This is a genomic window from Flavobacterium sp. AK-301 (genome assembly GCF_058310215.1).
This window is the reverse complement of sequence record NZ_JBZEES010000003.1, coordinates 285,491-299,177: the sequence shown is the minus strand read 5'-3', so window position 1 is coordinate 299,177 and position 13,687 is coordinate 285,491. Positions and strand designations below refer to the sequence as shown.

The following is a 13,687-nucleotide window of genomic DNA, read 5'->3' as shown; positions in this document are numbered from 1 at the left end:
ACGAATACAAAATAAATACAATCTAAAATAATACAAAATACAATGAAAAAAATATATTTCCCAACGATACTATCAATAATAACTTCTTTATTTATTGTTTCCTGCAGTAGTAGTGACGACAATACTGTTGATACAGAAAAACCAACAATTGTTCTGAATAGTCCTACAGATGGTAAAATCATTACCCCAGGAACTGATATTCATTTTGATGCCGATTTTGCGGATAATGTAGAATTAGCTTCTTATAAAATAGATATCCATAATGCTTCTGACGGACATACACATACCCGTACGCTAGGTACTGAAGTACCGTGGACTTACAATCAGGTCTACACTATAGATGGTGGTTTAAAAAACACCCATGTGCACAACCACATCACAGTTCCAACTGTAATTAACGACATTGCTATTAAAGAAGGTGCTTATCATTTGGGAGTTTATCTGATTGACAAAGCAGGAAACCAACAACAGGTATTTATAGATATTGTTATTGGTGAAGGCGGAGAAGATCATGACCATGCTCATTAATTAAATTATATCCCATTCCATTTTTTTAAAGAAACCATCCTTTACAAGGATGGTTTCTTTTTTGGTATACTATAATAAGACCCGTTTTTTACATAATTAATCTTTTTTAAGCCCATTTTTTTAACTATTCGCTATCAAATGTTTTCATTACTTTTGCTTAAACCATTAACTTAATTTGATGAAAAAAATAATTACTACAATGATTGTTTTGGGTTATGCTATGTCCTACGGACAATCTTCTAATGTAAAATCTACTGTTTTGAAATACCCGGAAACTAAAAAAACAACTACCGAAGATATTTATTTTGATACTAAAATAAATGATCCTTACCGTTGGCTAGAAGATGATCGCTCTGCAGAAACTGCTGCATGGGTAAAAGCCGAAAATGAAGTAACTTTCAATTATTTAGAACAGATTCCTTTTAGACAACAAATTAAGGAAAGAATGGCAAAACTATGGAATTATGAAAAAATTTCAGCTCCGTTCAAAAGAGGAAATTATACTTATTTCTATAAAAACAATGGACTTCAGAATCAGTCTGTTCTGTACAGAAAAGATAAAAATGATAAAGATGAAGTGTTTTTAGATCCGAATACATTTTCATCAGACGGAACAACTTCATTAGATGGTATTGCTTTTACAAAAGACGGTTCTAAAATTGCTTATTCAATATCCGAAGCAGGAAGCGACTGGAGAAAAGTAATTATCTTAAATGCTGTCACAAAAGAGATCATTGGAGACACACTAATTGATGTTAAATTCAGCGGTCTTTCCTGGAAAGGTAACGAAGGTATTTTTTACTCCAGTTATGACAAACCGACAGGAAGCGAATTATCTGCAAAAACAGATCAACACAAATTGTATTTTCATAAATTAGGAACTTCTCAAAAAGAAGATAAAGTAATTTTTGGAGCAACTCAAAAACGTCGTTATGTGGGCGGATCTGTAACAGATGATAATAAATATTTAATTATATCTGCTGCTAATTCCACATCAGGAAATGAACTTTACATTAAAGACCTGAGTAACCCGAACAGTAAGATCATAACTATCATAGATAACTTCAATAATGATGTTGATGTTTTAGATAATGTAAGTAGCAAATTATATATTGTTACCAATTTAAATGCTCCTAATAAGCGTATTGTTACGGTTGATGCAAAAAACCCTGTTTCTTCAAACTGGAAAAACTTTATTCCTGAAACGGATCATGTTTTATCTCCAACAACCGGTGGCGGATACATCTTCGCTCATTATATGAAAGATGCGGTTTCTAATGTAAAACAATATGACTATAACGGTAAATTAGTCCGTGAAATCCAGTTACCGGGTATTGGTAGTGCTACCGGATTTGGTGGAGAAAAAGAAGATAAAACACTATATTTCACCTTTACAAATTATGTTACTCCGGGAACCATTTATTCTTTTGAACCTAAGGAAGGAGTATCAACTGTTTACCAAAAACCAAAAGTAGATTTCAACAGTGAGGATTATGAATCAAAACAGGTATTCTATACTTCTAAAGACGGAACAAAGGTACCTATGATTATTACTTATAAAAAAGGATTACAACTAAACGGTAAAAACCCAACTATTTTATACGCTTATGGCGGATTCAATATCAGTCTGACTCCGAGTTTTAGTATTGCTAATGCGGTATGGTTAGAACAAGGAGGTATTTATGCTGTAGCTAACCTGAGAGGTGGTGGAGAATATGGTAAAAAATGGCATGATGCAGGTACAAAACAACAAAAACAAAATGTGTTTGATGATTTCATCGCTGCAGGTGAATATCTAATCGCTCAAAAATATACCTCATCAGATTTCCTTGCTATTCGTGGTGGATCTAATGGTGGTTTGCTAGTAGGCGCAACCATGACACAAAGACCTGATCTATTCAAAGTAGCTTTACCAGCTGTTGGTGTTCTGGATATGTTACGTTACCATACTTTTACTGCAGGTGCAGGATGGGCTTATGATTATGGAACAGCAGAAGACAGTAAAGAAATGTTTGAATACCTGAAAGGTTATTCTCCAGTACATAATGTAAAAAAAGGAACACAATATCCTGCTACTTTAATAACAACAGGAGATCATGATGACAGAGTAGTTCCGGCGCACAGTTTCAAATTTGCTGCTGAATTACAGGAAAAACAAACAGGATCAAATCCAGTATTAATCAGAATTGAAGTAAATGCTGGTCATGGAGCGGGTAAACCGGTTTCTAAAACTATTGAAGAAGCTGCGGATATACAAGCTTTTACTTTATACAATATGGGTTTCAAAACCTTACCGAATAAAGGATAATACTATTATTTTTTATACTAAAAAAGCAGAAGTTATAAAAAATAACTTCTGCTTTTTAATTTAATACTTATTTAATCATTAACAGTGATTTCCTCCGTCAATACGTATTACTACACCGTTGACAAAATTTCCATCAGCAGAAGCTAACATACTAATTACAGCAGCGATATCTTCCGGTTCTCCAAATCTACCATCAGGACGAGATAAATGTGTAAACAGGCTCATATCTATATCTTCTGCTATTTTACCAAAAGGGTTTTTAATCATTGGAGTAGAAACTCCTCCCGGAGCTACAGCATTTACTCTTACTCCCTGTTTCAAATATTCCCAGGCTAATGACTGTGTAAGAGAAACAACAGCACCTTTACTTGCTGCATAAGGAATCATATAAGGATGTCCGAAAAAAGCAGATGTAGAAGCAAGATTAACGATATTTCCTTTTGTTTTAAGTAAATGTGGAAGCGCTTCACGACAAAACATAAACACACTCAATAAATTTGTATTAATAATCATTTGGAATTCTTCAACAGATGTTTCTGTAGTATGTGAAGAACGAAGAATTCCGGCATTATTAACTACTACATCCAGTTTACCATGAGTAGCAACTACGTCAGCAACGACTTTTTTTACGGTTGCTTCATCACTTACTGAACCTACCATATAACTGGCTTTACCTCCATTTCCGGCAGTTTTTGATGCTAATTCGACTGTTTCTTTAAGTCCGGTTTCATTTAGATCTATTCCTACAACGTTACCACCTTCTGCTACCATTCTGATTACGGTTGCACGTCCCATTCCTGACGCTGCACCGGTAATAATAATTACTTTCTCTGAAAAACGAGATAATTGTGACATAATATTTAAGTTTTAAAAAATTTGCAGGGCAAAAATAAACAATTAAAATATATCATAACTATATAATTAACAGTAAATTAGGTTAATTTTTAGATTAGAAAAAGACATCTTTTAACATAAAAAAATGGGTCATTCCAAATAAAATTGTACTCCTTTATTTTCCTATCAGATAAGATGCTGAAATAGAACCATAATAATGTCCTGTTGCTGCATTATTTTTCGGCTCTTTTGTTTTGTAAATAAAACTATAGGAAAGATTCCAGTTGTTATATCTGTATTTTAATCCTATCTCTCCAATAAAACGAAACGGTTTTATATCAAAAACAATCGGACTATCATTATTAAAAAGACTCCCCTGAATGGTAGCATCATACAACTGGCAACTCAGATTAGGGGTAAAATAAAGGAAGAATTCTTTTTGTTGCCTATAAACAGAAGTGTCTTTATTTAAAGAAGCACCAAATAGATTAGAATTAAAAACAGGAAGTAATTCTTTTATACTTATTCGGGTCATTATTCCGATCTGAGCTCCTGTCCATATCGTTCCTACATTGACTTTTGAAGTGAATTGAAAATCAATGTTCTGGTGAAAGATTTCAGGTAGGATTTTTCGGGAATAAAATAAATTGGCTTGTAATCCCATTGTATTTTTAATCTGGTATTCCCAGCCTGAAATAGAATCCAGATTAATAGACCGATGCAACCATTTCTGAAGTTCTTCTGCTTGAGACATAGGTCCTAAAACACCTATTTGTCCACTTAGTTTTAAAACAGATTCATCTTTATAAAAGTTGCTTACCCCTCCTTCCGCAAATAAATAACCGGCAAAAGGGCGATCATGCAATGATATTCTGATCGCTTTAGTCGTTTGCGGATTATACATATACTGACCTAGTCTGAATTCGACTGTTCTTTTCTCCATATTTTCAGGAGTTTTATTTGTCAGATAACGGTAATAGAACTCTAATCCATTAGTATAATACTGATCACGAACAGTGGAAACATACAGATCATTTTCTGTAACAATCCCTATTTCCTGGGTATAAGCTAAGGTGGATATAAAACAGATTATGAATACAATTACATTTTTGGTCACAATAACAACTTTTATAATTTAACGTAGATTGGGTTATTCGAATAATCAAATAATCCTGAAATCGAATAATCCGTTTTCAGACTAATATTCTAATTTACCCATATACCCCATTTGTCTGATAATCCTGCCTTTTCTTCCATTAATATAAGAGGAAGAATTACTGGCTTTAAACTTTCTCGGATTAGGTAATATTGCTGCAATTCCTGCAGCTTCCATTCGGGTCAGATTAGCAGCTTTTTTACCATACCAGTGTTCTGCAGCTGCTTCTGCTCCATAGACACCATTCCCCATTTCTATACTGTTGAGATAGACCTCCATTATACGTTCTTTACCCCAGAATACCTCAATCAGAAAAGTAAAATAAACTTCAAATCCTTTTCTTATATAACTTCTGCCCGGCCATAAAAACACATTTTTTGCCGTTTGCTGTGAAATAGTACTTCCCCCTTTTATTTTTTTACCTTTTTTATTAGATTCCATCGCTTTTTCAATTGCCTTGAAATCAAATCCGCTGTGATTCAGGAAATTCTGATCTTCACTCGCAATTACTGCAATCTGGAGATTTTTAGAAATTTTATCCAGTGATTCCCAGTCATGACTGAAAACAACCTCTTTTCCGTCTGCAACCTGTTCAACCGCTCTAATAACCATTAAAGGAGTAAAAGGAACCGGAATAAACCGGAATAAAATAACGGATATAATGGAAATACCAAAAAACCAAAGAGCTACCTTAAACAAAAACCGCATTATCTTCTTAAACATATTCTGTTTTTTTAAATCTGAATTTATCTGCTTCAAAAAGCCCGATAAAAATACTCCTTTTAACACTATTTTCAATCTATTTTTTAAAACAACTTTTTGATAAAATTCTGAAAACGCACTTAACTAAATTTAAAATTATATTTATTACTTTTAAACCTTCTATTTAATTACCTACTAATCCTTCATTAAAACATGAAAAAAACACTATTATTAGCTTTGAGTATAGTCAGCATGAATGCCATGACAGCACAGTCTGTAATGACACCGGAACAGCTCTTTAAATTAGGAAGAGTAAGTGCTTTAGGAGTTTCTAAAGACGGAAAAAATATAGTTTACCAGGTAGCTACACCATCAGTAGAAGAAAATAATTCTTCTACAAAGTATTATACTATTCCTGTTGATGGAGGGAAAGCAGTGGAAGTAAAAGAATATAAATCACTTTTAAAAGATAAAAATGTATCTCCTGACGGTAAATATGTTATTTATCATGAAGAAGTGAAAATCGACAATATTCTTGGAAAAGATTACTATCCGGAATTAGAAAAATCTGATGTTCAAATTTATAATGGCTTAAATTATCGTCACTGGGATACCTGGAATGAAGGGAAATTTAACCATGTTTTTTACAAAGAAAATAAAGAAGGTGCTATCGGAACAGACATCTTGAAAGGTGAAAATTATGATTCTCCTCAAAAACCTTTTGGAGGAGATGAAGATTACATCTGGTCACCGGACAGCAAAAAAATCCTATATGTTTCTAAAAAGAAAGCAGGAACTCAATATGCTGTAAGCACCAATACTGATATTTACGAATTTGATCTGGCTACAGGTACCACTAAAAACCTAACTGAAAATAATGCAGGATATGATACACATCCTGTTTTTTCTCCAAAAGGACAGTTAACGTGGTTGCAAATGGCAAGAGACGGATATGAAGCAGATAAAAATGATATTATTGTAAATTTCAATGGTATCAATACTAATCTTACGCAATCCTGGGACGGAACAGTTGACAGTTTCTTATGGAATAATGACGGCAGAAAAGTATTTTTTACTGCTGCGGTAGACGGTACGATTCAGCTGTTTGAAGTAGATTTTCCGGGAATGACCAAAAAATTACCGGTTGTGGTACAATTAACAGACGGAGATTTTGATGTTACAGGTATCGTAGGGCTTTCCGGTGATAAGATTATTGTAAGCCGTACTGATTTCAATCATGCAACAGAACTGTATTCTTATGATCTGAAAAAGAAAGACTGGAAACAGCTTACTACTGTTAACAATGCTGTTTATAATACATTAGCTTTAAGCAAGTACGAAAAAAGATATGTTACTACTACAGATGGTAAAAAAATGCTGGTATGGGTAATTTTACCTCCCAATTTTGATGCTTCTAAAAAATATCCGACTTTACTATACTGTCAGGGCGGACCACAATCTGCTTTAACACAGTTCTATTCTTTCCGCTGGAATTTTCAAGTAATGGCTGCACAGGGTTATATTGTAGTTGCACCTAATCGTCGTGGAATGCCGGGGCATGGTGTAAAATGGAATGAAGAAATCAGTAAAAACTGGGGTGGACAAGTAATGCAGGATTATCTTTCTGCTATTGATGATGTAGCGAAAGAAAAGTATGTCGATAAAACAAGATTGGGTGCTGTTGGTGCCAGTTTTGGTGGTTATTCCGTATTCTACCTTGCAGGTATCCATAAAAACAGATTCAAAACATTCATTTCTCACTGTGGTGTTTTCAATAATCAAAGTATGTACGGAACTACTGAAGAGGTATTCTTCTCTAACTGGGACTTTGGTGGTCCTTACTGGGATAAAAATAATGCTACTGCTCAAAAAGCTGTAACAGATTTCAGCCCGATCAGCCATGTAGACCAATGGAATACGCCAATACTGATTATTCAGGGAGGTAAAGATTTCAGAGTACCTATCGGACAGGGACAAGAAGCGTTTCAGGCAGCTCAGCTGAGAGGGATAAAAAGCAAATTTATTCTGTTCCCGGAAGAGAACCACTGGGTATTAAAACCACAAAATGCTCTAATATGGCAACGTGAATATTTTAAATGGTTAAAAGAAACTTTATAGAAAATATCTGAAAACAGAACAAAAAACCCGAAGAATTCTTCGGGTTTTTTGTTCTTTAAATTAGAAACTTAAAAAAAAAGACTTAAAGTCATTTGTTTACACAAAACCTTTCTTCTTCCTAAAACATTTTTTTAACTTAGCAATCTTAACTAAACTTAAAAAAATGCACAAACTCTCTATTAAAAAATTATTTATAGCTTCTGTTCTGTTAGCAGGTATAAATAATGGTATTGCACAAGACAATTTGGTTAATTCATTAAAAAACAACCAAAGTGCAAACAGTAAAAATTCTTTTCAGTTTACTGAACTAATTAATATTCCTAACAGCTCTGTTAAAAATCAGGGATCTTCAGGAACCTGCTGGAGCTATTCTACGAACTCTTTTCTGGAATCTGAAATGGTCAAAAAAGGAAAAGAACCGGTAGCTCTTTCCGAAATTTTCTCCGCACGTAATGTTTATGTGGAAAAAGGAAGGAACTATGTACGTATGCATGGTGCTTTAACTCTTGGTGACGGAGGTGCTTTACATGATGTAATCAATATGTACAAAAAATATGGAGCATTACCTCAGGAAGTCTACACAGGGCTTAACTACGGTACTGATACGAATAAGTTTGCGGAAATGGGCGCTCTGATACAGGCAGTTCTGGATGCAGTTGTTAAAAATCCAAACGGAGAACTGACTCCTAACTGGGAAAAAGCATATACTGCTGTAATTGATTCTTACTTAGGAGAAGTTCCTAAAAATTTCGAATATAAAGGACGTAAATATACACCCCAGAGTTTTGCAAAAGAAGTAGTTGGATTAGATGCTGACGATTATGTTGAGATCTCTTCTTTTATAGAATATCCATATTATACTAAATTCACTTTAATGGTACCGGATAACTGGTCTCTGGATCAAGTGTATAATGTAAAAGTAAATGAACTGACGGATATCGTAGATAATGCTCTAAAAAACGGATATACTGTTGCTTGGGCTACAGATGTAAGTGAAAAAGGATTCAGTTGGAAAAATGGTGTTGCTTTTGTTCCGGAAAAAGACTTCAGTAAAATGACTCCTCTTGAAAAAGAGAATATGTTCAATGGTCCGAAACCAGAACCTGAGATCACAGAGGAAATGCGTCAGAAAGCATTTGACAATTATCAAACAACGGACGATCACGGTATGCATATCGTTGGACTTGCAAAAGATCAAAATGATAAAGAATATTATATCGTGAAAAATTCATGGGGTGCAACAAATGATTACAAAGGATATTTGTATGTTAGTAAAAATTTTGTTAAGTTTAAAACAACAGCATTATTACTAAACAAAAATGCTATTCCTAATCCGATACGTAAAAAATTATCTATATAAAACAAAGTTTAATCCAATCGACAAAATTACCTGAATACTATTTGATTTCAGTGATTTAACAGATAGTTATTCAATATAAATTATGAGTTACTTAATAAAACCAAGCCAATATAAGGCAATACTTAATCTGCAACAGACCGAATTAGGCATTAAACAGATAAAAGATTTTTTTCAACAGAATTTAGCTTCGGAACTTCGATTAAGAAGAGTTACCGCCCCTTTGTTCGTTCTTAAAGGAATGGGAATCAATGATGATCTGAACGGAGTGGAACGTGCAGTAAACTTCCCTATTAAAGATATGGGAGAAGAACGTGCTGAAATCGTACATTCTCTGGCAAAATGGAAACGCTTGACTCTTGCTAATTACGAAATTGGAATCGGTTTCGGAATCTATACAGATATGAATGCTATCCGGGCAGATGAAGAATTAGGGAATCTTCATTCTCTTTATGTGGATCAATGGGACTGGGAATTAGTAATATCAGAACAGAATCGTACTATCGAATTTCTAAAAGGTATTGTAAAACGTATTTATGCTGCTTTAGTAAGAACAGAATACATGGTATATGAAATGTTCCCTGAAATTGAACCGATACTACCGACAGATATTAAAATAATCCATTCAGAAGAATTGCTACAAAAATATCCTAACCTGTCTGCTAAAGAAAGAGAAAATGAAATCGCAAAAGAGTATGGAGCTGTCTTTATTATTGGAATCGGTGGGGATTTAAGTAACGGAGAACCTCATGACGGTCGTGCACCGGATTATGATGACTGGACCACAGAATCTGAAAACACTTATAAAGGACTGAATGGAGACCTAATCGTATGGAATCCGGTATTACAGCAAGCGGTGGAATTATCATCAATGGGAATTCGAGTAGATAAAGAGGCGTTAGCAAAACAACTAAAAATCAGAGGAGAAGAATCCCGAAAAGAGCTCTACTTCCACAAACGTTTACTGAACAATGAACTGCCTTTATGTATTGGTGGCGGAATTGGTCAATCCCGTCTCTGTATGTTCTTCCTTCGTAAAGGTCATATTGGTGAGATACAAGCCGGAATCTGGCCGGAACAAATGCATAAAGAAGCTGAAAGCTACGGAATGAGATTAATTTAATATTTTTACTTTAAATAAAATTATACCTAACAGGTCTCAAAAAGACCTGTTAGGATAAAATAAAAGAGAATCTCTTTTTAGAATCATTAGCTTGTATGACAAGTATTTGCACAATAATAACATCCATTTGATTTAGGATATGTTTTTTTAGCTTCTTTTACTGCATCTTTACAATTAGAAAAATAACCTAAATACTTTGTACTCGTAGCTAATTTTAAATAGCTACAGCCTTCTTCATGTACTTCATGATCTCCATTACTCTGAGCGGTGTTGTTTACATAATACTTTTTCATTTTATTTCTATATTAAGGATTAATAATTCACTGAAATTACATCCTTAATAATTCTTTTTCTTACGGCTTTCCATAAATGAATTGTATTTTCTTATAAATATAAAATTGCTTTAAAAATTTATTTCTTTTTTACTTTAAAATACAATAAAAATTATACCTAACAGGTTTTTTAAAATCCATTAGAATATTTTCGAAATCATAAAACTCAGAGAACAAAGAGCATTCTTTGTCCCTATAAACCTTTTTACTCCTTTGAAACTCTACCTTTCAAAACCTCCACAACATCCTCTAACCGATATCCTTTTGCCTGTAACAAAATCAGATAGTGAAAAAGTAAATCAGCACTTTCACTTAAAAACAGATCATCATTAGTATCCATTGCCTCAATAACTACCTCAACCGCTTCTTCACCTACTTTCTGAGCAATTTTATTAATCCCTTTTTCAAATAAAGAAGACACATAACTTTTATCCGGGTTTTTCTGCTGTTTTCTTTTCGATATTGTTTCTTCTAATTCGGAAATAAAACCATATCGAGTGCTGTTCTCTTCATTCCAGCAGGTGTCTGATCCGGTATGACAAACAGGACCCGAAGGAATTACCTTTATCAGTAAAGTATCCTTATCACAATCGTTCTTAATATCTACTAACTGTAAATAATTTCCGCTTTCTTCCCCTTTTGTCCATAAACGGTTTTTAGTCCGACTGTAAAAAGTAACTTTCCGACTTTCTATTGTTTTCTGATAAGCTTCCTGATTCATATACCCCAGCATCAAAACGACTTGAGTAGTATAGTCCTGTATTACCGCAGGAACTAATCCATCACTGTTCTTTGTAAAATCTATTTCCATATTTTTAAGTTGATAGTTTTTAATTGATAATTGATAGTTCCCAACTTCGCAAAAGTCAGAGACTTTGCAGAGCAGATGCTTTTGGATACTGAGTACTGTGACTGAAAACTGAAAACTTTACATCTTGCTTCTTTCCTCTAAATCAAATATCCAATAATCATAATCTCACGGGTATTCCTTCTTTTTGCAATACTTTTTTCAATTCTGCTATTTCAATTTCTTTAAAATGAAAAACACTAGCTGCTAATGCTGCATCTGCATTACCAAACTTAAATGTATCTGTAAAATCCTGAATACAACCAGCTCCACCCGAAGCAATTATCGGAATATTGACAACAGTTGTTAACTGTTGTAATGCTTCGTTTGCAAATCCCTTTTTTGTTCCGTCATGATCCATAGAGGTAAATAATATTTCGCCTGCACCTCTTGATTCTGCTTCTTTAGCCCAATCAAACAGATCGAGATCAGTAGCATATTTCCCTCCTTCTAAATGTACTTTCCATTTTCCGTCAACTTGTTTTGCATCAATAGCCACAACAACGCACTGATTTCCAAAAGCTTCGGACAATTCATTTATTAGATTCGGATTTTTAATTGCGGATGAATTCACTGAAACTTTATCTGCTCCGTTCTTTAGCAGTATTTCGACATCCTGTACAGATGAAATACCTCCTCCTACCGTAAAAGGAATATTAATTTTCTCTGCTATTTTAGAAACCAGTTCTACTAATGTTTTTCTCCTTTCCTCCGTAGCTGAAATATCCAGAAACACCAGTTCATCAGCTCCTGCTTTTACATAGAATTCTGCCAACTCTACAGGATCTCCTGCGGTTTTCAGATTAATAAAATTAACTCCTTTAACAGTCTGTCCGTCTTTTATATCTAAACAGGGTATAATTCTTTTTGTCAGCATAACCTATTTTTATAACTTAATTACTAATCTATTATTATTATTTACAAATACCTGATTGGTTATTTAAAATATAGTATTCTAATTGTTTCAGAGAAATTTTCCCTTCATAAATCGCTTTTCCTATTATGACACCATAACATCCTATATCCGCCAGTTGCTGCAATTCATCAAATTCTGAGACACCACCGGATGCGATCAGTTTCAGGTTTGGAATAGCGCTCAGCATCTTTTTATACAACTCAAAAGAAGGTCCTTCAAGCATTCCGTCTTTTGCAATATCAGTACAGATCACATACTGAATTCCTTTTTTGACATAACTGCTTACAAAAGGAATCAACTCTTCTTCTGAGCTTTCCAGCCAGCCACTTACTGCTATTTTCTCCTCTTTTGCATCAGCTCCTAAAATAATTTTTTCAGTTCCGTATTTATCAATCCAGTTCATAAAAACATCAGGAGATTTTACCGCAATACTTCCTCCTGTGACCTGAGATGCTCCACATTCAAAAGCAATTCTCAAATCATCATCCGATTTTAATCCTCCGCCAAAGTCAATGGATAAACGAGTTGCTCCCGCAATCTGTTCCAGTACTTTATAATTTACAATCTTATTCGATCTTGCTCCATCTAAATCTACTAAATGTAAATTCTGTATTCCTTGTGCTTCGAAAGCTTTAGCAACTTCTAAAGGATTTTCACTATATACTTTTTTTGTATCATAATTTCCTTTTGATAATCGAACACACTTACCTTCAATAATATCTATAGCCGGGATTATTTTCATGATATTGTTTTTATAAAATTTTCTATTATTCGGGAACCCGGATCACCGCTTTTCTCGGGATGAAACTGAACTCCGTAAAAATTATCTTTTTGTAATGCAGATGAATATTCCATTCCATAATCCGTTTTACCAACTGAATCTTTATTAAGCGGCACATAATAGCTATGAACAAAGTACATATAAGAATCATTTAGTATACCATCAAACAATACCGAATCTGTACCATACAATGTGTTCCAACCTATCTGAGGTACCTTTACTCTGTCCGGAAACCGAATTACTTCCGCATCAAAGATTCCCATACATTTCGTATTATTTTCTTCCGTTGACCTGCACATTAACTGCATTCCAAGGCAAATCCCCAAAACAGGTTGTTTCAGCTTCGGAAGTAACAAATCTAACCCTGAATCCTGCAACTTTTTCATAGCAGAACTTGCCTGCCCTACACCAGGAAAAATCACTTTATCAGCTCTTTCAATGCTATTAATATCTCGGCTCAATTCTGCTGTATAGCCCAATCGCTCAACAGCATACTGAATACTCTTAATGTTTCCGGCTCCATAATCTATTATTACTATTTTCATTTTTTCGTTATTTGGATTTAACTGCTAAGTCCGCAAAGATTTACGCAAGGGACGCAAATAGTTGATAGTTTACAGTTGATAATTGATAATTTCCTGCAGAATCATTTTTCATTCTGACATTGGACTTTTGACTTTCGACA

The 13,687-nt window shown here is 34.1% G+C and carries 13 protein-coding genes; 5 read left to right on the top strand and 8 right to left on the bottom strand.

Going from position 1 to position 13,687, the window contains the following annotated elements; all coding sequences use genetic code 11:
• Nucleotides 1–42: 42 nt before the first annotated feature.
• Both AC4FQX_RS07185 and AC4FQX_RS07180 read left to right on the top strand, forming a co-directional pair.
• Entirely contained in the window at nucleotides 43–528 is a 486-nt protein-coding gene (locus AC4FQX_RS07185; protein ID WP_491167001.1) for a DUF4625 domain-containing protein, read from the top strand.
• A gap of 178 nt (nucleotides 529–706) precedes the next feature.
• Nucleotides 707–2,836: a prolyl oligopeptidase family serine peptidase gene (locus AC4FQX_RS07180; RefSeq protein WP_491167000.1), complete on the top strand. Its 2,130-nt coding sequence runs from the start codon at nucleotides 707–709 to the stop codon at nucleotides 2,834–2,836.
• A 78-nt stretch (nucleotides 2,837–2,914) separates the two neighbouring features.
• On the opposite strand, the gene AC4FQX_RS07175 is transcribed toward AC4FQX_RS07180, so the two are convergent.
• From AC4FQX_RS07175 to mtgA, 3 genes are all read right to left on the bottom strand, one after another.
• Nucleotides 2,915–3,691 (bottom strand): SDR family NAD(P)-dependent oxidoreductase, encoded by a 777-nt coding sequence (locus tag AC4FQX_RS07175; RefSeq protein WP_491166999.1) that lies wholly within the window; start codon nucleotides 3,689–3,691, stop codon nucleotides 2,915–2,917.
• A 154-nt stretch (nucleotides 3,692–3,845) separates the two neighbouring features.
• The gene (locus tag AC4FQX_RS07170; protein WP_491166998.1) at nucleotides 3,846–4,787 is read right to left on the bottom strand and encodes a lipid A deacylase LpxR family protein; all 942 of its coding nucleotides are present in this window, start codon (nucleotides 4,785–4,787) and stop codon (nucleotides 3,846–3,848) included.
• An 81-nt stretch (nucleotides 4,788–4,868) separates the two neighbouring features.
• On the bottom strand, nucleotides 4,869–5,549 hold the full coding sequence (mtgA, locus tag AC4FQX_RS07165; protein ID WP_491166997.1) for a monofunctional biosynthetic peptidoglycan transglycosylase: 681 nt from the start codon (nucleotides 5,547–5,549) through the stop codon (nucleotides 4,869–4,871).
• Nucleotides 5,550–5,741: 192 nt separating this feature from the next.
• Here mtgA and AC4FQX_RS07160 point away from each other — a divergent pair, with 192 nt between their 5' ends.
• The 3 genes from AC4FQX_RS07160 to asnA all read left to right on the top strand — a co-directional run bounded on the left by AC4FQX_RS07160 (nucleotide 5,742) and on the right by asnA (nucleotide 10,126).
• Entirely contained in the window at nucleotides 5,742–7,646 is a 1,905-nt protein-coding gene (locus tag AC4FQX_RS07160; RefSeq protein ID WP_491166996.1) for a S9 family peptidase, read from the top strand.
• A 163-nt stretch (nucleotides 7,647–7,809) separates the two neighbouring features.
• A complete protein-coding gene (locus AC4FQX_RS07155; RefSeq protein WP_491166995.1) occupies nucleotides 7,810–9,006 on the top strand; it encodes a C1 family peptidase in 1,197 nt (398 codons plus the stop codon).
• A gap of 82 nt (nucleotides 9,007–9,088) precedes the next feature.
• Nucleotides 9,089–10,126 (top strand): aspartate--ammonia ligase, encoded by a 1,038-nt coding sequence (asnA, locus tag AC4FQX_RS07150; protein ID WP_491166994.1) that lies wholly within the window; start codon nucleotides 9,089–9,091, stop codon nucleotides 10,124–10,126.
• Nucleotides 10,127–10,212: 86 nt separating this feature from the next.
• Here asnA and AC4FQX_RS07145 read toward each other — a convergent pair whose 3' ends face one another.
• The 5 genes from AC4FQX_RS07145 to hisH form a co-directional block, all read right to left on the bottom strand.
• Nucleotides 10,213–10,419, bottom strand: coding sequence for a hypothetical protein (locus AC4FQX_RS07145; RefSeq protein ID WP_491166993.1), 207 nt, complete (start codon nucleotides 10,417–10,419; stop codon nucleotides 10,213–10,215).
• A 244-nt stretch (nucleotides 10,420–10,663) separates the two neighbouring features.
• Nucleotides 10,664–11,269: a bifunctional phosphoribosyl-AMP cyclohydrolase/phosphoribosyl-ATP diphosphatase HisIE gene (hisIE, locus tag AC4FQX_RS07140; RefSeq protein ID WP_491166992.1), complete on the bottom strand. Its 606-nt coding sequence runs from the start codon at nucleotides 11,267–11,269 to the stop codon at nucleotides 10,664–10,666.
• A 157-nt stretch (nucleotides 11,270–11,426) separates the two neighbouring features.
• Nucleotides 11,427–12,182, bottom strand: a complete 756-nt coding sequence (gene hisF, locus AC4FQX_RS07135) for an imidazole glycerol phosphate synthase subunit HisF (RefSeq protein WP_491166991.1) — start codon at nucleotides 12,180–12,182, stop codon at nucleotides 11,427–11,429.
• A gap of 37 nt (nucleotides 12,183–12,219) precedes the next feature.
• Nucleotides 12,220–12,963, bottom strand: coding sequence for a 1-(5-phosphoribosyl)-5-[(5-phosphoribosylamino)methylideneamino]imidazole-4-carboxamide isomerase (hisA, locus tag AC4FQX_RS07130; protein WP_491166990.1), 744 nt, complete (start codon nucleotides 12,961–12,963; stop codon nucleotides 12,220–12,222).
• Entirely contained in the window at nucleotides 12,960–13,547 is a 588-nt protein-coding gene (gene hisH / locus AC4FQX_RS07125) for an imidazole glycerol phosphate synthase subunit HisH (RefSeq protein ID WP_491166989.1), read from the bottom strand. The genes hisA and hisH overlap by 4 nt, the downstream gene beginning before the upstream one ends.
• Nucleotides 13,548–13,687 lie beyond the last annotated feature (140 nt).

Bases quoted from the DNA above. Each gene is read 5' to 3' on its own strand.
- hisH (WP_491166989.1), bottom strand. From the start codon at position 13,547: ATGAAAATAGTAATAATAGATTATGGAGCCGGAAACATTAAGAGTATT.
- hisA (WP_491166990.1), bottom strand. From the start codon at position 12,963: ATGAAAATAATCCCGGCTATAGATATTATTGAAGGTAAGTGTGTTCGA.
- hisIE (WP_491166992.1), bottom strand. From the start codon at position 11,269: ATGGAAATAGATTTTACAAAGAACAGTGATGGATTAGTTCCTGCGGTA.
- hisF (WP_491166991.1), bottom strand. From the start codon at position 12,182: ATGCTGACAAAAAGAATTATACCCTGTTTAGATATAAAAGACGGACAG.
- AC4FQX_RS07185 (WP_491167001.1), top strand. From the start codon at position 43: ATGAAAAAAATATATTTCCCAACGATACTATCAATAATAACTTCTTTA.
- mtgA (WP_491166997.1), bottom strand. From the start codon at position 5,549: ATGTTTAAGAAGATAATGCGGTTTTTGTTTAAGGTAGCTCTTTGGTTT.
- AC4FQX_RS07145 (WP_491166993.1), bottom strand. From the start codon at position 10,419: ATGAAAAAGTATTATGTAAACAACACCGCTCAGAGTAATGGAGATCAT.
- AC4FQX_RS07155 (WP_491166995.1), top strand. From the start codon at position 7,810: ATGCACAAACTCTCTATTAAAAAATTATTTATAGCTTCTGTTCTGTTA.
- AC4FQX_RS07160 (WP_491166996.1), top strand. From the start codon at position 5,742: ATGAAAAAAACACTATTATTAGCTTTGAGTATAGTCAGCATGAATGCC.
- asnA (WP_491166994.1), top strand. From the start codon at position 9,089: ATGAGTTACTTAATAAAACCAAGCCAATATAAGGCAATACTTAATCTG.
- AC4FQX_RS07180 (WP_491167000.1), top strand. From the start codon at position 707: ATGAAAAAAATAATTACTACAATGATTGTTTTGGGTTATGCTATGTCC.
- AC4FQX_RS07175 (WP_491166999.1), bottom strand. From the start codon at position 3,691: ATGTCACAATTATCTCGTTTTTCAGAGAAAGTAATTATTATTACCGGT.